Raw genomic sequence first — 19,113 nt, forward strand, 5'->3', positions numbered from 1 at the left:
GAACCAACACGAATACATGACAGAATGGTCCAAAAGGAGTGAAGACGGATGACACGATTTTCAAGCTTTGAACGATCCGCAATGATTAATGACATGCGTGAAAAAGAACTTGATGTTCTGATTATAGGAGGCGGCATTACAGGAGCTGGTGTTGCGTTAGACGCAGGCAGCCGTGGCATGACAACAGGCTTATTGGAGATGCAGGATTTTGCTGCCGGTACATCGAGCCGCTCGACGAAACTCGTGCACGGCGGGCTTAGGTATCTGAAACAGTTCGAAGTAAAAATGGTCGCTGAAGTGGGCAAAGAACGAGAAATCGTTTATGAAAATGGTCCACATGTAACCACACCCGAATGGATGATGCTTCCTTTTCATGAGGGGGGTAATTTCGGGCCGTTCAGTACCCGAATCGGCCTGCGTGTCTATGACTACCTGGCTGGAGTGAAGAAAAAAGAACGTCGCTCGATGCTATCGCCGAAAGAGGCATTAAAGCGAGAGCCGTTGATTCGTCAGAAAGACTTGAAAGGGGCGGGCTATTATGTTGAGTATAAGACAGATGATGCCCGTTTAACCCTTGAAGTGCTAAAGAAAGCTGTCGAGTATAATGTGAAGGCGGCCAACTACACGAAGGTCATTGACTTTAACTATAATGAGGACAATCAGCTAAACGCCGTGGTGGCCGAGGATCAGCTTACAGGTGAAACCTTTACGATTTTTGCGAAAAAAATCATTAATGCAGGCGGTCCGTGGGTTGATCGCCTCCGTGAAATCGATGGTTCCAAACAAGGCAAGACCATGCATTTGACCAAAGGTGTCCATCTTGTATTCGATCATAAACAATTCCCGTTAAAGCAGGCGGTTTATTTCGACTCACCCGATGAAAGGATGGTCTTTGCCATTCCGCGTGATGGCAAGACGTATGTCGGCACAACCGATACGAATTACGAAGGGGATATCTCTCATCCAACCATGACCGAGAGCGATCGTGATTACATTCTGAACGCCATTGCCGATATGTTCCCGGACGTCAATTTAACACAAGACGATGTGGAATCCAGCTGGGCCGGGCTGAGACCGTTAATTCATGAGGAAGGGAAAGACCCTTCTGAAATCTCACGCAAAGATGAAATTTTCGTTTCAGATTCTGGTTTGATCACCATTGCCGGTGGCAAACTGACAGGTTATCGTAAAATGGCTGAGTCTGTAGTGGACTTAGTCAGAGATCAGTTCGTAAATGAAACGGGCTTAAAATACATGGATTCAGAAACGAAAAACATGCCGATCTCAGGCGGAGAAGTCGGCGGCTCAACAGGTTTCAAAGATTATATCCTAAACCAAGTCAAATACGGCATCACCCTGAACGTGGCCGAAGATAAAGCACGTCAGCTGGTAGAAATGTATGGCTCCAATGTCGAGCGCGTATTTGAGATCTTCCAGAAGCAAGCTGATGAAGCGGAACAAGCCGGCATCGACCCGATTGTTTTTGCCCAATTGCGCTACGCCACGGAGGAAGAGATGATCACCAAGCCCGTCGATTTCTTCATCCGCCGGACCGGTGCCTTATTCTTTGATATCCATTGGGTGCATCAGCACAAAGCGAATGTCGTCGCCTATATGGCTGAAACGCTGAACTGGAGCGACCAGCAAAAGCGCACGTATACGCGTGAACTGGAGCAGCTGTTACAAGAAGCAGTGGAACCAATTGAATATGTTTAAGAGAGTAAAAAAGGTGTCCTGCGTGCAGATGCAGGGCACCTTTTTATAGATTTGGTACTGTTTTTCTATTACCATTGTTAAACGGTGGGGTGGGTTGTTCATGAAAACGCTCATCAAATTTGGAGTGTTTATCACGAAACTGCGTCTTTATCTATTGCGCAGGTTAGGTGAAGTCTTTTCGAGGTAATCGTCAATTTTGAAACTAAACGGATTTACTATCGTACGTATAATAAGAGAAATGAATTCATGGAGGGAATATAATAATGAAAAGAATATTTGATTTATTAATATTTCCTGTAGTAGTTGTCATTATCGCTTACTTTATTTCAGGGGACTCAGGCAATTTAACTTCAGTCACAATAGGCGGGTTATTTGGCGCCGGTATTGTTGCATTAATATGGATTCGTCTTCAACGAAAAAAGTGAAAATTCGACACAGGTAGATGAAAGGGTAATTTTAGATGAGTACTCGCCTTCATTACATAAGTATAGGAAATATAGGGAAGGTATTTAGCTTTTTAAACTGCCGGAGCAAGCTTGAGAAAGGATAAAAGCAAACAAAGTTGCCAGAAGGGCAATGTAAATGATGGGCAAAAATAAAAAAACAACAGAGGATATTTTACGAGACACGGGGAAACTGTTTGGAACAATAAATTTAGATGAGGATAATCAAGCTCTCCCTATATCGGGGCGATTGCTTAAAAGAGCAACTGACTGAGATGAAGGGCAAAAAGTACAGGCAGAAGTTATCAAAAAAAATGAAAAAGATGTATGGGATTTAGATAAGTTAAAATTTGAAGTTGAAGAGGTAACTTAGAGTATTAGAGATTTATTTCATTGTAGATCAAATAAGTTGAAATTAAGTCTTCACGTGTCTGGGGCAATTAAAATAGAAGCTTAGGAGAAGTTTATACGGAGCTAGAGAGGAGGGGGTTCTCTTCGAATTCACTACTGAAAGGTTAGAAATCAGACCTTTTAAGCGTATTGACTTACAAGATGTATTTAACATCTACAATAACGATGAGACATGCAGGTATTTATTGCACGATAAATGGACACGTGAAAACATGCAGCAGTTATTCGAGAAAAAATTGGAGAACTGTTCTCTCACTAAGGAATCCGCCTTAAGTCTAGCAGTAGTGGAAAGTACACACGTTATTGGTGATTTATCTGTATGGTTTACAGATGTCAAGATACGGTTGAAATTGGCTATAGTTTTTCTGCTCACTATTCAGGTAAGGGATATGCAACAGAAGCAGTTAGTCAATTAGTGAAATATTTATTTGAAGAAGTGAAGGTGCATCGGGTCCAAGCCAACCTGGATGCGAGGAATTTGGCCTCTCAAAGGTTGTGTGAGCGAATAGGGATGAGAAAGGAAGCGCACTTCAAACAGGATTACTGGAGTAAAGGTGAGTGGACAGACAGTATTGTATATGGAATGCTGGCTGAAGATTTGGAAAGCAGAGGAGGATAATCGAGGGGAAAACTCAATTCACCTTGAATTCAAGTCTATAGGTCAAGACCTAAAAAAGTCCATTTGTATGCCGGTTATAACTTTCTAATTAGATTAACACGATGCTATTAAACGATTATGAATTAGAACGGGAGTAAGACTATATGAACATAAATAAGATTTTTTACACTCAATGGAGGCTTAGCGGGTACGCTATATTCATTTTCATTGGGGGAGTGATCGGAAGTTCGTTAGTAAACCCTAGCTTAGCTAGTATATTAGGTGCACTAACAGGCTCGTTGTTATTAGTTGTTGCAAACGTTATCTACGTGATTTTCAAGAAAAAAAGAAAAGCTGAAAGAAGTGGGGCTTGACACAATTTGCAAGGATGGTTGTGTTATTATAGGGGTTGAGAAGCGAAATAAAAGAATTTTAATAGTCGTGCGGCAAAAAAATAGCCTCCTCCTGTTTATAGGGAGGGTATATTGGTTTCGGGAGGTGTATCATGCAAAAGGCCATCACAGTTCATTATCAATCCGATAAAAAGAATAACGTAAGTGAGTTAAATCAACTTCTTCAAGAGGGATGGAAGGTTGTATCTCAGAGTCCAGTGGGGTTGGTTCCCATGGTTTCTTCCCTTGTTATTCTGGAGAAAAATTAGGCAACCGGAGTTCGTTGAAGGAAAGGAAAACAATAGTTAAGATTACCGCCTTTTCAGAGGCAGTATGCGAATGTTTTAAAAAGCGGACCCATCGTCATAGTATGATAGTGGCGTCATCCCGCATGCCTCTAAATCTCTTTATTGAGTAAGGTAGTTAATTTAATGAACATGTTAGCATATTCTTTTGCCAAAGGAGTAGAGCGAATGTGGACTCAAAGCCGATTACTTGAGCTGCTGAATATTCATCACCCTATTATCCAAGCTGGAATGGCAGGAGGAGTGACCACACCAGAACTCGTGACTGCTGTTTCTAATGCAGGAGGTCTTGGCACTTTAGGCGCAGGGTATATGGAACCCGAAGCCATAAGAAAGACCATTCAAGACATCAAGAACTTAACCCGACGTTCTTTTGGTGTGAATGTGTTTGTCCCAGAATTTCCTTATGCGACAGAGAAGGAAATAGGAAGAGTCAATCAGTTACTCGCACCTTTTCGGAATGAACTTGGAATAAAGGATGAAACAAAACCGCAGGTCGACGAATCACTGTTCGAAAATCAAATTATGATAATTAAAGAACAACACGTCCCTATATGTAGTTTTACTTTTGGAATTCCCGACAAAGACATCATCCAAGACCTAAAAGATGAAGGCATCGTTCTAATTGGAACTGCCACAACGGTAGAGGAAGCCATTCTCAATGAACAATATGGAATGGATGCCGTGGTCGCACAGGGAAGCGAAGCTGGTGGCCACCGCGGGACATTTTCAGGCTCTTACAGTCAGTCAATGATTGGTACGATGTCACTCATTCCTCAAGTCGCAGATCAAATAAGTATTCCCGTCATCGCTGCAGGTGGAATTATGGATGGGAGAGGAGTACGGGCTTCCATGGTCCTTGGTGCTGAAGGCGTACAACTAGGAACAGCATTTGTTACGTGTAAAGAAAGTGGAGCAAAACCTCAACATAAAGAAGCCATTTTACATACTAAAGAGACAGAAACGGTTATGACTTCTTCCTTTAGCGGTAAACCAGCTAGAGGAATTCGTAATGCCTTTATTGAAAGAATGGAAGGTTATGAAAATGACCTGTTAGACTATCCCTTGCAAAACACTTTGACCAAGGGTATTCGAAAGGAAGCTGCTGTACAGAACAGATCTGAATTTATGTCACTCTGGTCCGGACAGAGCCCGCGATTAAGTCAAAGTGAATCTGCAGCTGACATTTTCCAATCCATTGTTTCACAGGCAAAAAGGATCAATAGCTAAGAAAATGACAGCACTGTAATATAACTATGTACTTGTGTAAGGGACCTTCCTATTTTAGTGAGGTCCCTGTTTAAACTATTATTAGTTATCTCTTTCAAGATGAGCATCGATAATCTCTAACGCTTCCGATGGACCTCCGCAGCGTAGAAAGCTATCTTTGATCTTTTGAATGCCATGGTTATAATCTTGATTGTGGACCACCTCATGCACAGCTTCTTGTAGCATGTCTTTCGTTACGTTATTGGAAAAAATGGCATATCCAGCATGAAGTTCCGAAAGACGTGCTGCAACCATTGGTTGATCTTTATCATGGGGAAGCACGACCATAGGGACTTCATGATAGATTGCTTCATTTACACTGTTCATACCGCCATGCGTTATGAATACATTCGTGTGTTGCAATACATCTAACTGGGGGATATACCGTCTAATAATGAAGTGATCTGGGGCATGTTTTAACTTCTGAAAATTAGCGCGTGCCCCTGTTGCAATGACGACTTTCCCTGGAAAATCTGAAAAGGCGTCTATGCACGTATTAAAGAAATCTTCGACATTGTGCAGTATGGTTCCCATGGAAATATAAAGGACCCTTTCGTTATCAAGTTGCTCGATTGGGAAATCATTCCCTCCTTTTCGATGGGGAAAACTGGGTCCAATAAAATGATATCCTTCACCAAACTCATTTAGACGAGGTTGAAAGTACTCGCTCGTATATACGATCTTTTTTTCGCCCTGATTTTGCATAAACTGCAGCATATTCTTAGGAAACACGCCGTATTCCTTTTTTATCGTATCTAAAATAGATTGACTATGTTCATTTAGCTCTAAAGATTCTCCGGCATCTGGGTGAATCGGAAGGTTTCGCATAAATTCTTCTGGTATTAAAAAGGAAGCAGAGGAAGAGAATCCGGGTACTTGTAAATAATCTCTCACTAATTCCCCTGCCCCAAAGGAATCGTAGTAAACGAAATCGAATGAGATGTCATTAGCCAACTCTCTTGTGATGGATAAGATATCTAAAGAAGTCTGCAGCATGATAGTCAATAAGGAATTGCTCGCTCCTGGACTAGCTGTATCGATTTCCGCCCCTTTTAATACATTCTCATGTAGGATGACGTTTGCGCCGACCCCTTCTATACGATCTTTGTATTCTTCAGTGGAGATATAATAAACGTTGTCTCCTCGCTCTGCAAAAGCTTTTGTTACGCCTAAGCTTGGATTGACATGTCCCTCAGCTGGAAAGTTAATGATTAAAATGTTTGCCATAGGTAATCCCCTCTACATTGGATTTTGAGTAGATCATACAATGACGAGAAAAACTGCGTATCTTGAAAAGGCTGGTCATATCAAAACCACAGTAATTGCAACTTAGAGGAATTGTTTCATATAGGGATGAGAAAAACCAAGAGAGTTCACCGAAACGTAACAAATTAGTTTAACCGATTTAAATATGATTGAAGGTTCAAGCTTACGAGGATATTATGGGGACTTTATGGTACAAGAGTTTAGGTTGGCTGGGAAATAACTCGCTTTCCTGCGGGGAACCGGCAAGCCTCCTCGATCGCTTCGCTCCCTGTGGGGTCTTGCCAAGCTTCTTTTTCCCGCGGGAGTCTCGTCATTTCCCAGCCAACCTATCTTATTTGAGTGGAAGGTATCTTCATTGATGTAGAATTAATATGAATAAGAAACTTACCAAAGGGGAGTAAGGGGGAGTGGCATTGAACAAGTTGACCGAAGGGGTAATCCAAATCACAACAAGTATTTGTGCTGCTTTAGTTGTCAGCCTTTATTTCTATTCGCGCGGCAGCGAAGAATATACAATGTTAGTATTTTTAATTGCTTTTTTTTATTTTTGCGGTTAGCGGAGTGATTGTTAAGATGATGTACAATTGGATTCATTGGAGAAACCGATACATAACAAATTTTTACATGTATATGTTAGTTGGAGCTATAATTTTGGTTTTACTTTCATATATCCCATCAATTTACTCCATTATCTTTGAAGATTTTACCGTTCAGGGATTTATATCATCTTCTTCACTAATAGGTTTTCTAAAAACGATTGGCGCTGGTGCTATGTGTGGACTAATTTTTTATCACATTTATCTCGGGCTCATTAGGTTGTTAGGCAGGTTGGAAATTTAACATGTAATTAAAAGTAAGGTTAGGAGAGAAAACTTTATGATTAAACCATCTCCCTTAAAAGCGGGTGATCGCGTAGCCATTATTGCACCGGCCGGACCACCAGACAAAGAGCACCTGATTCAGGGAAAACGTATATTAGAAAAAATGGGTCTTGAAGTCGTCATTGGACGGCACGTGTTCGATATGGATATGGAGGAAGATCTTGCAGCTCTCGATCAAAAGCGACTTGATGACTTGCATGAGGCCTTTTGTAATCCTGATATACGTGGGATTTTTTGCGCAAATGGAGGATTTGGGTCAGCAAAAATTGCTCCCATGATCGATTACGAAAAGATACAACGTAACCCTAAAATATTCTGGGGGTACAGCGACATTACATACTTGCTTAATGCTATTCAAAAAAACAGTGACCTGGTGACTTTCCACGGTCCGATGGTAGCATCTGATCTGAATGACGAACATAGAACAAGCGAGACAGAATCCTTGTTTTCACATTTGTTTACGGGCGAATGCATAACTTATGATGCTCACACATCGCCGCTTAACACGCTAGCTCACGGCACAGGAGCAGGACAGGTAGTAGGAGGAAATCTGACACTCCTCACCAATGGGGTGGGAACGCCTTATCAGGTGGACGCAAACGGGGCGATTCTCCTCATTGAGGAAGTTGCAGAACCAGCGTTCCGTGTCGATTTGATGCTTACTCATCTCAAACAGGCAGGGGTGTTTGATGAGGTTCAAGGTGTAGTCTTAGGCCATGTCCAAGTGGAACCAGACGAATATGCGAGGTTAAGAAAAGTGCTTCAACATTTCTTCTCTCATGCGTCATTCCCGGTTGTGGAACATTTCCCCTTTGGCCACAGTCAGCCAAACTATGGGGTGCCGCTGGGAGTAAACGCGAAACTCACTACTTCGCCGCCTCAATTGGTGATTGATTCAGGTGTAATGTGAATTTGGTTTCAGCTTTCAAGTACTGCTTGAGTTCGAAGAGACCACTTTTTCAAGTAATAGTTGATAGGATTCATGTTGTCTGCACGTTACACTAAGAACAACTAAACGAAAGAGGTGGTAAAGTTGTTTGATATGAAAAAAGTGGGAAAACAAATTGCTGATTTGAGAAAGGAAAAAAATATTACGCAGATGGCTCTGGCAGATCTTTTAGGTGTAAGTTTTCAAGCCGTCAGTAACTGGGAACGAGGTCATACTATGCCGGATATATCTAAACTTCCGGAACTCTCGAAAGAATTTGGTGTCAGTATCGATGCTATTTTAGACGATAGTAAAGGGACAAAAGTAGTCACTCAGTTAATCGAGGACGGATCACTGCAAGGTTCAGGCCCAATTGAGAAAGAAGAGCTTATTCATGCTGCACCCATAATAACGACAACTCAGGCAGAGAAGGTTTATCAAAATATCGATAGTGAATTGGATCCGCAAGAAATATCCATGATGTCACCTTACATTAGCCAAGATTCGATCGATGAACTGGCAAAGAAAGAATTTAATAAGCGAGGGGTTAAAGGGCTATCCACATTTGCCTCTTATATAAGTCAAGAAGTGATGGAGGAATGTGCAAAGGAAGCGTTTGAGCGAAGTGGACTTGAACGCTTTCCAATCGTAGCTCCATTTATCAGTCAAGACCTCATTGATGAGTGTGCGAAAGAAGAATATCAATTAAAAGGAGTGAAAGGTTTAGCGTCAATGGCTCCTTTTATCAGCAAAGAGGTTCTTGAAGAATGCATAAAGCAGGAGTATGAAAAGAATGGGTTAGCGGGCTTATCGTCTATTGCCCCTTTTGTTAGTGAACGTACGTTAAATGATTGTGTGAAAGATAGTTACAATGTAAATGGTATTTCCTCCATCGTTTCATTAGCTCCTTTTGTAAAAAAAGAGCTCTTAAATGAACTGGCTTTAGATGCAATTTCAAAACAAGGGATTGGGGAAATCTCTTCAATTATGCCTTATATAGATCATAACTTGATTAAGGATAGTAAGGGGGTACTATGAATAAAAGGTTCTCGGGGCGATTGTTCAATATGAGCAATCGTTTTTTCACTAACTGCCAGGGTATAAGTAGGTCCAGAACCTAGTACTATTCAATATTTTCTTAGTTATCGTTCCAAAACAAAGTTTCTATGTACAGGCTATTTTTAATAATAAAGGAGGTTATATAAATCATCTTATATAAAAGGATTGCGCTTTTTGTGCTACTCACATCAATCGTTAGTCAAATGGCAACGTTGTTTTATCAAGAATCTGTATGGCTTCGTTTTCTTGTCTTTCTCCTTGTATTTACTACATTCTGGTTAATAGGGCTGGCAATACCTTATAAATTACAAGATAAATACCACCTCTGTGAAACATACATAGCTTGGATGAAAAAGGGAGGCAGGATTTTTGATAAAAAATAAGTACCGAACGGCAATAACTATGGGGTGGCCCTTAATGACAATCTTTATAGGAACAGGAACCTATCTAAAATAACACCACTGAGATTTAACGACGTTTTAAAAAAAGGTATAACGTTGAAATGGTGTACATGGCAATTAAAACACCCCTGATTCATAATATGGCAACAAATAATTTTGAAACATGTGCGCTTGCTGGTTCGTATTTATAGGCGAGGTGACGGATATGACGGAATTAGGAAAAATGATTGCTCAGGATGGTAAAAGGCAGGCGATATTTGGAGGTAGCGCCTTGGCGGTCATGCTCGGTTTTATCGGCATGATGGTAGTGACAGATCGAGTGGCGTGGCTCGGTGTCATCATTTGTGCCGGACTTGGCGCTTCAGGTATTCTCCTGTTGCGTTATGGCGTGATCGATTTGCACGCCGCTCAAAATGACCTTCGTGCATTTAGGCAAGCGGGTGACGAAGAACCATGTTACCTCATGCGTAAAAGAATGTACGTCGGCACAAAAGTGTCTGAGCGCAACGGATTTCACTTGTATGACATGACGCAGCGTACATACGGCGAGATGGTGGACACCACACCGCCTGCGAAGAAGGTACTGTCAGCTATAGCAGCCATTGCGGGGCAGACCTATTCAACGCATTCACTAATGCCTAAGCGCTACCAAATTAGGGACGAAGACGGAACTCTTCTTTTTTATGTGCATAAAAAAGGCGGCATGCATTGGCGTGTTTACTTAGAAGACCCACATAACCGTTATGTCGCCTATGCACAAACAGAAAAGAAAGATAAAGCCAAGCAGATAACCTTTGTTGAAGGGGATACGATCCGTTGGGTGGCGAATTCAGATGCTTATTTTGGGCAGCTGACCATTCATGACCAGGCAGGGCACGCCTACGTGGAAATGAAAAATAACGGCATCCCGATAGAAGCGCCCGATGAATTCGACAAAGTCCCGGGTGATTTATTGAATTGGAACGAGACCGAAAATATTCCATCGTCCTTAGTGGCTTTCCTATTTTTGCTGCAAACTCGCTATTAAAAAGGTTGCCGCTACTCTCTGAGGATTGTATAAGTGGTTTCTATGTCGACCAAACTAAAGATGCACACCTTTAGGGTGACAAGGAGGAAGGACATGAAAATTCGTTATTATTGCCGCAGGTGCCGTCGACAAGTTGGAGAGTTGGATAATAAGCAAGTGGACCCCTCACAATTAGGAGCGGATGTTTTAAACGACACAGACGAACAACAGATGGTCCATATGAGCAACAAAGGCGATCTTAATATATATACAATATGCGATAATTGCAGAGAATCGACAGATCCTGGCTCCAACATTAATCAGTTTCATTAAGATTAGTAGGCAGGTTCATTTTCCAGATCCTCCAGCAAGGTTGGATGGCTGCTTAAGAAATAAAATTTTTCCGATCGATTTTGTAGGGATTAAGACGAGTAATCATGCCTGCCATGCCAGTTTTCAGCTTTGGAAGCAGCGTCTGCGTAGGGGTCGGAAATGATAAAAATATTCACACAATATATTGACATTTATTTAAAATGAGCATAACATGTGTATCAATCATTTATTTAATTCAGCTTCATACAGACACATTCTTATCATGAGAGGTGAAGGGACTGGCCCGATGAAGCCTCGGCAACGGGTGTGATGATCTTTCATCAGATACTGTGCCAATTCCAGCAAGTGCCGTGCACTTGAAGGATAAGAAGATGGTGATTGAGTGATTGAATCGTAACCCTCTTCTTATTTTACAAGAAGAGGTTTTTTTAATACGTGCTGTTTTTCGTATGAAGGGAGGAAAATATGCAGAATCAAACCGTTTCCTATGAATATTTTACAGGTGATCCCTTTAAAGATTGGACGCCGACAGATGATACAAAAGGTGCCCAACGCGTGTTGGAATGGGCTTATGCCACTTACGGGGATTCCATGGTTTATGCATGCAGCTTTGGTGCTGAAGGGATCGTTTTAATTGACTTGATTTCACGCGTGAAACCCGATGCTGAGATCGTTTTTCTAGATACAGGCATTCATTTTCCAGAAACGTATGAGCTTATTGATAAAGTGAAAGCGCGTTATCCAAAATTGAACATTAATATGAAACAACCTGATTTGACGTTAGATGAGCAAGCTGATCAGTACGGATCGGCGTTATGGAACAGACAGCCTGATCAGTGCTGCTATATTCGGAAAATAAAACCGCTTGAAGAGGCTCTGGATGGAGCCGAAGCGTGGATTTCCGGCTTGCGAAGGGAACAGTCACCAAGTCGGAGTAACACGGATTTTGTAAATAAAGATGATCGGTTTCAAGCCGTTAAGGTATGCCCCCTTATTTACTGGACCTGGGACGACGTTTGGCAATATACCCGACTAAACGACTTGGATTACAACACATTACACGATCAGGGATATCCAAGCATCGGATGCATTCCGTGTACAGCTGCTGTGCGTGATGGTGATGACGAACGCTCGGGACGCTGGCAGGGATTCAATAAAACCGAATGTGGTCTCCATTCTTCGGGCAAATAGCGATCATTGATTCTGAGCGAAAAAAGGAGGGATGAGCCGGATGAGTAAAGTTTATATCGTTGGAGCCGGTCCGGGCGATGTGGATTTGATCACGGTAAAAGGGTTGAAGAGCATTCAAAAAGCCGATGTCATTTTGTACGATCGATTAGTCAACAAAGCGCTGCTTGAAGAAGCAAAAGAAGATGTTGAACTGGTTTATTGTGGGAAGAGTCCGGACCATCATGCTTTAAATCAGGAGACGATTAATGGGTTGCTCTGCCGTTTTGCTTTCCAAGGTAAGACGGTGACGCGCCTCAAAGGGGGCGATCCAATGGTTTACGGGCGAGGCGGAGAAGAAGCTGAAGAATTGGCTCGACGTCGCATCCCTTTTGAAATTGTACCCGGCATCTCAGCCGGTGTTGCGGCTCCTGCTTATGCGGGGATCCCGGTGACACATAGGGATCATAGTTCGTCTGTGGCTTTCATTTCCGGCGTAAGTAAAGGCGGACATGATCAGGAGAACTGGGAGCATCTGGCCAAAAGCGTGGATACGTTGTGCATTTACATGGGTGTAAAAAAGCTGCCGGAAATTTGCTCCCAATTGTTGCGCTACGGCCGCTCGCCCGACACTCCCATCGCGCTCGTTCAATGGGGAACGACAGATGAACAACGTACCGTGACAGGCACGTTGGCGACCATTGGGGAAGTTGCTTCTGATGTTAAGAATCCCGCCATGATTGTGGTCGGCGAAGTCGTTCGCTTACGTGAGAAATTGCAGTGGTTTGAACAGCTGAAACAGGAAGAATCAGAGCGTCCTGCTCACTCTATAGTAGGATAATTGGATCGGAGGTCATGTATGCAAGCCATTTTATATGTGAGTCACGGCAGTCGCGTTGAAGAGGCACGTCAAGAAGCCGTTTCCTTCATTCAATCCGTCCGGCGCCGTATCGATATTCCACTTCAACTGACGTGTTTTTTGGAGTTGGCCGACCCTGATATAGAAGAAGGGGTGGATCAGCTGGTTGAACAAGGCGCCACCCACATCACCGTCATGCCTGTTCTACTGTTGAGCGCTGGCCATTACTACAACGATATCCCGGAAGAGCTTGAAAAGATGAAAGCACGCTACCCTCACGTCCCCTTCACCTTAGGTCAGCCGGTCGGTGTCCAGGAGAGGGTGGTTGATATCCTTGTTGAACGGGTGCAGGAAACAGGCGTAACCCTCCAACTAGATGCTAACGTGCTGCTGGTGGGACGGGGTAGTCGGCTTCCTGAGACGAAGGTTGCGATTGAACATATCGCAAGCCTTCTCCAAAATAAATTGAATACGCCTCACGTTGATGTCTGTTATTTGGCTGCGTGTTCCCCGTCGTTTCCAGATGCATTGCAAACCGCTGCAGCAAAAGGAGCGTCACAAACGTTCGTCATTCCTTATTTGTGGTTTACGGGCATTTTGATGGAATCGATGCAGGAAAAAATAAATCAATGGAACACAGAAGGCCAGCAATTCATTCTTTGCGACTATTTAGGAGATCATCCTGCGATGGTCGAAGCTGAGATCGATCGTGTTTATGAAGCGTTACCTTCCAGCTATTCGCGGAGGGAGAAGGTATGACAGCTCTTCCGTTGATGGTAGACCTTACAGGTAAAACAATTGCCATTGTAGGGGGCGGAAAGGTTGCAGCCAAACGGGTAAGGACGCTGCAGCCTACGAAAAGTAATGTCGTCATCATCAGTCCTGAGCTTGACGTGGACTTGGAAGAATTTGTGGCGTGCAGCAACGTAACCTGGAAGAACAAGCCCTTTCACCCCGACGATCTCAAGGAAGCACACCTGGTGGTAGCAGCGACGGATCAACATGAAGTGAACGAATCGGTGGTACATTCAGCTCCCGAATCAGCGTGGGTGAATGATGCCAGCCATGCTGAGCGGGGGAACATTCAATTTCCGGGTTACGTAACGAGAGGCAAGTTGACCATTGCGGTCTCAACTCAGGGAGCGAGCCCCATGTTAGCTTCACAAATCAAACAAGATTTATCCGAACAGTATGATCAAGATTACGGCCACTATGTGGACTTTCTCTATGAATGTCGTATGTTAATCAATCAGTCTTCATTTTCAAAGAGTGAGAGACATGAAGTATTGAAGCGGCTTATTGAGCAGCCCCCACAGGGATCGCTTGAACAACAAACTGTGCTGGATTGGCTGGAACACCAAACTTCAGGAGGCAGCTCACCATGAAAGGCTTACAAGGAAAGCGCATCGGCGTCGCAGCTGACAGGAGTGCCGAGTCGATCAGCACACTCATCCAAAAAAGAGCGGGCACGCCTGAGGTTTTCTCACTCCAGGGCAGAAAGCAGCTTCAGGAGGAGACCAGCCGGCAAAATATCAACGATTTTCTTGGTGGATCGTTTGATCTCGTTATGTTGACGACAGGAATCGGTGCCAGAACTTTAGCTGAATCCGCAGAAGCATTGGGGTTGCACGCACGCTATATAGAGACGTTAAAAACCTCGCATTTAGCGATTCGCGGCAGGAAAACCCATGCTTGGCTGAAGCAACACGACATTGAGCCTGCTTTAATGGCTGAGGACGGGACGATGGAAGATCTTCTAACCTCATTAGAGCAAGACAGCCAAACAAGCGAAGCAAGGCGTGTTTTTCTCCAAGCCTATAATCAGGACGATGCGTTATTGAAAGGCTCGTTAGAAGCATTAGGCTATAGTGTTTATCTATCACAGCCTTATACGTACGATCCCCCGGAGCCTGAAACCATCCATGGTTTGACCGAGGCAATCAAACAACGCTCCCTCGATGGGGTCGTGTTTACAAGTAAAACCCAAGTCAGAAATCTGTTTCAAGCCCAATCCGACTGCACTCCTTTGCTTCAGGCTTTCAATGATGGTGTGTTAGCCGTGGCAGTAGGGAAAGTGACAGCACACGAACTGGCAAGCTGGGGCATAGACAAGGTGCTTCAGCCGGAGGATCAGAAAATGGGCGCGATGGTCGTGGCGCTTGATCGCTATTACCAGGAAGTGAATGTTTAGTTTGGTTTGGCAAGCGTCCCCGAAAGAATCGAATACCTAATAGTATAAATGTGTGAGGTGAATATGGTGCAGTTTCAAGTCATGAACAGCCCGTTTAATCAAGAGCAAGTCGATCTGTTGAATCGTCTGCTGTCAACCATGACCGAGAGTCAGAAAATTTGGCTGAGCGGTTATCTGGCAGGGCCCCAGGTATCCGAATTTTCCGGAGCCTCCGCCCCTGTCCAAGAAGGATCGTCTGCTGATCAGTCAAACGCTGGTGAGCCTCTTCAAAGTCAAACGCGGGAGGTCACACTTCTCTATGGTTCCCAAACGGGCAATGGGCAGTCATTAGCTGAAGATATGGCGCAAAAGTTAGAAAAGAAGGATTTCAACGTCACCCTGACATCGATGGATGACTTCAAGGCCAAAGCCTTAAAGAAAGTCGAGGATCTGTTGCTGATAACAAGTACGCACGGGGACGGAGATCCACCGGATAATGCGATGACCTTTTACGACTTCCTCTTTAGTAAAAAAGCGCCCAATTTAGAAGGGGTAAGGTTTTCTGTCCTTTCCCTGGGTGACAGTTCCTACGAATTCTTCTGTCAAACGGGCAAAGAATTTGATCACCGTCTGGAGGAGCTGGGCGCGGAACGATTATACGCGCGTGTCGATTGTGATTTGGATTTTGAAGAGCCGGCTGAAGAGTGGTTCGATGCAGTGGCAGGAAAATTAACAGCCGAACAGCAAAACAACAATGCTGAGGCTCCGGCTGCCGGAACCGTGGATTTTCCAGATGACCAGCCTATCTATTCCAGAACCAACCCATTCAAAGCTGAAATTCTGGAAAATTTCAACCTTAATGGCCGCGGCTCGAACAAGGAAACGCGCCATCTCGAGCTGGACTTGGAAGGGTCGAACATGGTCTTTGAACCTGGTGACAGTCTTGGCATCTTCCCGGAAAATGACCCCGTGCTGGCTGATAAGTTGATTGAAGAGATGAGTTGGAACCCGGAAGCCACCGTGGAAATCAATAAGCACGGGGAGATTCGCTCCTTACGTGAGGCTCTGATTTCTATGTTTGAGATTACCACTTTGACGAAGCCGCTGCTTGAGAAAGCCTCTTCCTTAACGGAAAGTGAAGCGTTATCTAACTTACTCGAACCGGATAATAAGGAAGAACTCAAAACCTATTTGAATGGGCGGGACCTCGTTGACCTGGTACGAGATTTTGGCCCATGGCAAGCATCCGCACAAGATTTCATTCATATCATGCGGAAAATACCAGTCCGTCTTTATTCAATCGCGAGCAGTTTAAAAGCCAATCCCGATGAAGTCCATTTAACGATCGGAGCGGTACGGTATGATGCCCACGGACGTAACCGGACCGGCGTCTGCTCGGGACAATGTTCGGAGCGTTCGGAAACGGGTGATACCCTGCCCGTGTTTATTCAACGCAACCCGAACTTCAAATTGCCGGAAACGCCGGATACGCCCGTTATTATGATCGGAGCAGGTACCGGTGTGGCCCCTTATCGCGCCTTTTTGGAAGAACGAGAGGAGACCGGCGACCAGGGCGGGAACTGGCTGTTTTTTGGTGAACAACATTTTGTGACGGATTTTCTTTACCAGATCGAATGGCAAAAGTGGCTTAAAGAAGGCATGCTCTCACGTATGGATGTGGCGTTTTCACGCGATACCTCTGAAAAAGTTTATGTGCAGCATCGTATGCTGGAAAGAAGTCAGGACCTTTATCAATGGCTCGAGTCCGGAGCCCATGTTTATGTATGCGGCGACGAAACGTATATGGCCAAGGACGTGCACGAAGCGCTCGTGACCGTTTTTGAACAAGAGGGCGGTATGACACGGGACGATGCAGAAGCGCACTTAAGCGAAATGCGTAAGCAGAAGCGTTACCAACGCGATGTGTATTAAGGATATACAGAAAGGAGTTTAAGCATGGCCGAGCAAAAGTTTCCTCAACAGGATGGACCACCGAGTGAAATGGAGACGATCAAAACGAACAGCAATTACTTGCGGGGGTCACTTGTTGAGAGCTTCGCTGACCGAATTAGCGGGGGCATTCCAGAAGCTGATACGAAAATATTGAAATTTCACGGCAGTTACCAGCAGGATGATCGAGATTTGCGGCTTGAGCGCAAACAGCAGAAACTTGAACCTGCCTATCAATTCATGATCCGCGTCCGTGCGGCGGGCGGTGTTGCGACCCCTGACCAATGGCTCGTCATGGATGACCTCGCCCATCGTTACGGCAACGGCACCCTGAAACTGACGACACGGCAAGCATTCCAATTACACGGTGTACTGAAGTGGAATATGAAACAAAGCATTCAAGAGATCAACGGAGCCTTGATGGATACGATTGCAGCATGCGGGGATGTGAACCGCAATGTGATGTGTAATCCGAACCCCTATCAGTCTGAAGTCCACTCGGAAGTGTACCAGTGGTCCCAGAAACTTAGTGATCATTTGACGCCACAGACCGAAGCGTACCATGAAATTTGGCTGGATGAAGAAAAAGTCCTCGACAGTCGTGGCGATGATGAAGAAGTAGAGCCCATTTACGGAGCTCTGTATTTACCACGCAAATTCAAAATTGGTGTCGCCGTCCCTCCTTCGAACGATGTGGACGTCTTTTCCCAGGATATCGGCTTTATTGCCATTCTGGAAGACGGCCAGCTGCAAGGGTTCAACGTGGCAATCGGTGGAGGCATGGGCATGACACATGGCGACACCGATACGTACCCGCAATTAGGGCGCGTCATTGGATATTGCCCGGCGGACCAGATGGTTGATGTCGGCGAAAAACTTCTCACGATTCAACGCGACTATGGCAATCGGTCGGAACGGAAAAATGCCCGGTTTAAGTACACGATAGATCGGTTGGGGCTGGACTGGGTATTGGAGGAACTTAACAACCGATTGGGCTGGAGCCTGGAAGAAGCCCGCCCTTATTCCTTTGATCATAACGGCGATCGGTACGGTTGGGTGCAGGGTGACGGCAAGTGGCACCTCACCTTGTTTATTCAGAATGGCCGTATTAAAGATTCCGATGATTATTTGATGATGACCGGGTTAAGAGAAATTGCGAAAGTCCACACCGGTGATATGCGGCTCACACCGAATCAGAATCTTGTGATTGCCAACGTCACTGACGATAAGAAACAAGAGATCGATGAGCTTGTGGCCACGTACGAACTCACCGATGGTAAGCACAACTCTGCTCTGCGGCGGAATTCCATGGCCTGCGTGGCCTTCCCGACGTGCGGATTGGCGATGGCTGAATCTGAACGTTACCTTCCGTCGCTAGTGGATAAATTGGAAGTCGTCTTAGATGAAGCGGGACTGAATGAAAAAGAGATCATCATCCGGATGTCAGGCTGCCCGAACGGCTGCTCGCGCCCGGCTCTGGGTGAAATCGGCTTTATCGGCAAAGGGCCCGGCAAATATAATATGTATTTAGGCGCCGGCTTTACCGGTGACCGTTTGAACAAGCTCTACCGGGAAAATATCAATGAAGAAGAGATCTTGGATACCCTGAAACCGATGCTGTTTCAATATGCCAAAGAACGCGAAGACAATGAGCATTTCGGCGATTACGTGATTCGCGCCGGCTATATTGAAGCCGTGCATTCCGGACTCGATTTTCATGATTAAGGTGAGCTGAGCGTTTATGCGGCATTTTTCGATTTTTTGCGGCAAAATTGAAATTTATGCGCCATTTTCATGAATTTATGAGGCAAAACTGAGATTTAAGCGCCATTTTTCACATTTATGCGCATCAACACCTATCTGCCAATAAAAAGAGAGTCTATCCTGCACCAGGATAGACTCTCTTTATGTGTGCCCGGCATGGGCATAAACTATAGGGTTCAAGTCCCGAACGGCGAA

The 19,113-nt window shown here is 44.5% G+C and carries 17 protein-coding genes, 1 pseudogene and 1 riboswitch; of the genes and pseudogenes, 17 read left to right on the forward strand and 1 reads right to left on the reverse strand.

The genetic code is table 11. The features are described from left to right. The first annotated feature begins 48 nt into the window (after window positions 1-48). From HOP45_RS02540 to HOP45_RS02560, 5 genes and pseudogenes are all read left to right on the forward strand, one after another. Window positions 49-1,716, forward strand: a complete 1,668-nt coding sequence (locus tag HOP45_RS02540) for a glycerol-3-phosphate dehydrogenase/oxidase (RefSeq protein WP_181347320.1) — start codon at window positions 49-51, stop codon at window positions 1,714-1,716. A gap of 263 nt (window positions 1,717-1,979) precedes the next feature. Beyond that, the gene (locus tag HOP45_RS02545) at window positions 1,980-2,141 is read left to right on the forward strand and encodes a hypothetical protein (RefSeq protein WP_181347321.1); all 162 of its coding nucleotides are present in this window, start codon (window positions 1,980-1,982) and stop codon (window positions 2,139-2,141) included. A gap of 539 nt (window positions 2,142-2,680) precedes the next feature. Beyond that, window positions 2,681-3,189, forward strand: a pseudogene (locus HOP45_RS02550) (GNAT family N-acetyltransferase). A gap of 484 nt (window positions 3,190-3,673) precedes the next feature. Beyond that, window positions 3,674-3,829: a hypothetical protein gene (locus HOP45_RS02555; RefSeq protein WP_160911488.1), complete on the forward strand. Its 156-nt coding sequence runs from the start codon at window positions 3,674-3,676 to the stop codon at window positions 3,827-3,829. 204 nt (window positions 3,830-4,033) lie between these two features. Continuing rightward, window positions 4,034-5,095 (forward strand): NAD(P)H-dependent flavin oxidoreductase, encoded by a 1,062-nt coding sequence (locus HOP45_RS02560; RefSeq protein ID WP_181347322.1) that lies wholly within the window; start codon window positions 4,034-4,036, stop codon window positions 5,093-5,095. 81 nt (window positions 5,096-5,176) lie between these two features. On the opposite strand, the gene HOP45_RS02565 is transcribed toward HOP45_RS02560, so the two are convergent. Then, a complete protein-coding gene (locus tag HOP45_RS02565) occupies window positions 5,177-6,361 on the reverse strand; it encodes a macrolide family glycosyltransferase (RefSeq protein ID WP_181347323.1) in 1,185 nt (394 codons plus the stop codon). A 452-nt stretch (window positions 6,362-6,813) separates the two neighbouring features. Between HOP45_RS02565 and HOP45_RS02570 the strand changes: the two genes are divergently transcribed. The 12 genes from HOP45_RS02570 (at window position 6,814) to cysI (ending at window position 18,879) form a co-directional block, all read left to right on the forward strand. Next, window positions 6,814-6,957, forward strand: a complete 144-nt coding sequence (locus HOP45_RS02570) for a hypothetical protein (protein ID WP_181347324.1) — start codon at window positions 6,814-6,816, stop codon at window positions 6,955-6,957. Window positions 6,958-7,276: 319 nt separating this feature from the next. Continuing rightward, entirely contained in the window at window positions 7,277-8,191 is a 915-nt protein-coding gene (locus HOP45_RS02575; RefSeq protein ID WP_181347325.1) for a S66 peptidase family protein, read from the forward strand. Window positions 8,192-8,323: 132 nt separating this feature from the next. Continuing rightward, on the forward strand, window positions 8,324-9,247 hold the full coding sequence (locus HOP45_RS02580; RefSeq protein ID WP_181347359.1) for a helix-turn-helix domain-containing protein: 924 nt from the start codon (window positions 8,324-8,326) through the stop codon (window positions 9,245-9,247). A 627-nt stretch (window positions 9,248-9,874) separates the two neighbouring features. Further along, a complete protein-coding gene (locus tag HOP45_RS02585) occupies window positions 9,875-10,696 on the forward strand; it encodes a hypothetical protein (protein WP_181347326.1) in 822 nt (273 codons plus the stop codon). Window positions 10,697-10,789: 93 nt separating this feature from the next. After that, window positions 10,790-11,008, forward strand: a complete 219-nt coding sequence (locus HOP45_RS02590) for an anti-sigma-F factor Fin (RefSeq protein WP_181347327.1) — start codon at window positions 10,790-10,792, stop codon at window positions 11,006-11,008. A gap of 254 nt (window positions 11,009-11,262) precedes the next feature. After that, a riboswitch (SAM riboswitch) is annotated at window positions 11,263-11,378 on the forward strand. Between the two features lie 95 nt (window positions 11,379-11,473). Then, window positions 11,474-12,199: a phosphoadenylyl-sulfate reductase gene (locus HOP45_RS02595; protein ID WP_181347328.1), complete on the forward strand. Its 726-nt coding sequence runs from the start codon at window positions 11,474-11,476 to the stop codon at window positions 12,197-12,199. Window positions 12,200-12,239: 40 nt separating this feature from the next. Next, a complete protein-coding gene (gene cobA / locus HOP45_RS02600; RefSeq protein WP_181347329.1) occupies window positions 12,240-13,016 on the forward strand; it encodes a uroporphyrinogen-III C-methyltransferase in 777 nt (258 codons plus the stop codon). 18 nt (window positions 13,017-13,034) lie between these two features. Continuing rightward, window positions 13,035-13,793: a sirohydrochlorin chelatase gene (locus tag HOP45_RS02605; RefSeq protein WP_181347330.1), complete on the forward strand. Its 759-nt coding sequence runs from the start codon at window positions 13,035-13,037 to the stop codon at window positions 13,791-13,793. Further along, the gene (locus HOP45_RS02610) at window positions 13,790-14,419 is read left to right on the forward strand and encodes an NAD(P)-binding protein (protein ID WP_181347331.1); all 630 of its coding nucleotides are present in this window, start codon (window positions 13,790-13,792) and stop codon (window positions 14,417-14,419) included. Before HOP45_RS02605 ends, HOP45_RS02610 begins: the two co-directional genes overlap by 4 nt. Further along, window positions 14,416-15,225 carry a uroporphyrinogen-III synthase gene (locus HOP45_RS02615; protein ID WP_181347332.1) on the forward strand — a complete coding sequence of 270 codons (810 nt, stop codon included), beginning with the start codon at window positions 14,416-14,418 and terminating at the stop codon, window positions 15,223-15,225. Before HOP45_RS02610 ends, HOP45_RS02615 begins: the two co-directional genes overlap by 4 nt. A gap of 66 nt (window positions 15,226-15,291) precedes the next feature. Next, window positions 15,292-17,136 carry an assimilatory sulfite reductase (NADPH) flavoprotein subunit gene (locus HOP45_RS02620; protein ID WP_181347360.1) on the forward strand — a complete coding sequence of 615 codons (1,845 nt, stop codon included), beginning with the start codon at window positions 15,292-15,294 and terminating at the stop codon, window positions 17,134-17,136. A gap of 24 nt (window positions 17,137-17,160) precedes the next feature. Then, window positions 17,161-18,879: an assimilatory sulfite reductase (NADPH) hemoprotein subunit gene (gene cysI / locus HOP45_RS02625; RefSeq protein WP_181347333.1), complete on the forward strand. Its 1,719-nt coding sequence runs from the start codon at window positions 17,161-17,163 to the stop codon at window positions 18,877-18,879. Window positions 18,880-19,113: the final 234 nt, after the last annotated feature.

Source organism: Thalassobacillus sp. CUG 92003 (assembly GCF_013618635.1).
Taxonomy (GTDB): Bacteria; Bacillota; Bacilli; order Bacillales; family Halobacillaceae; genus CUG-92003.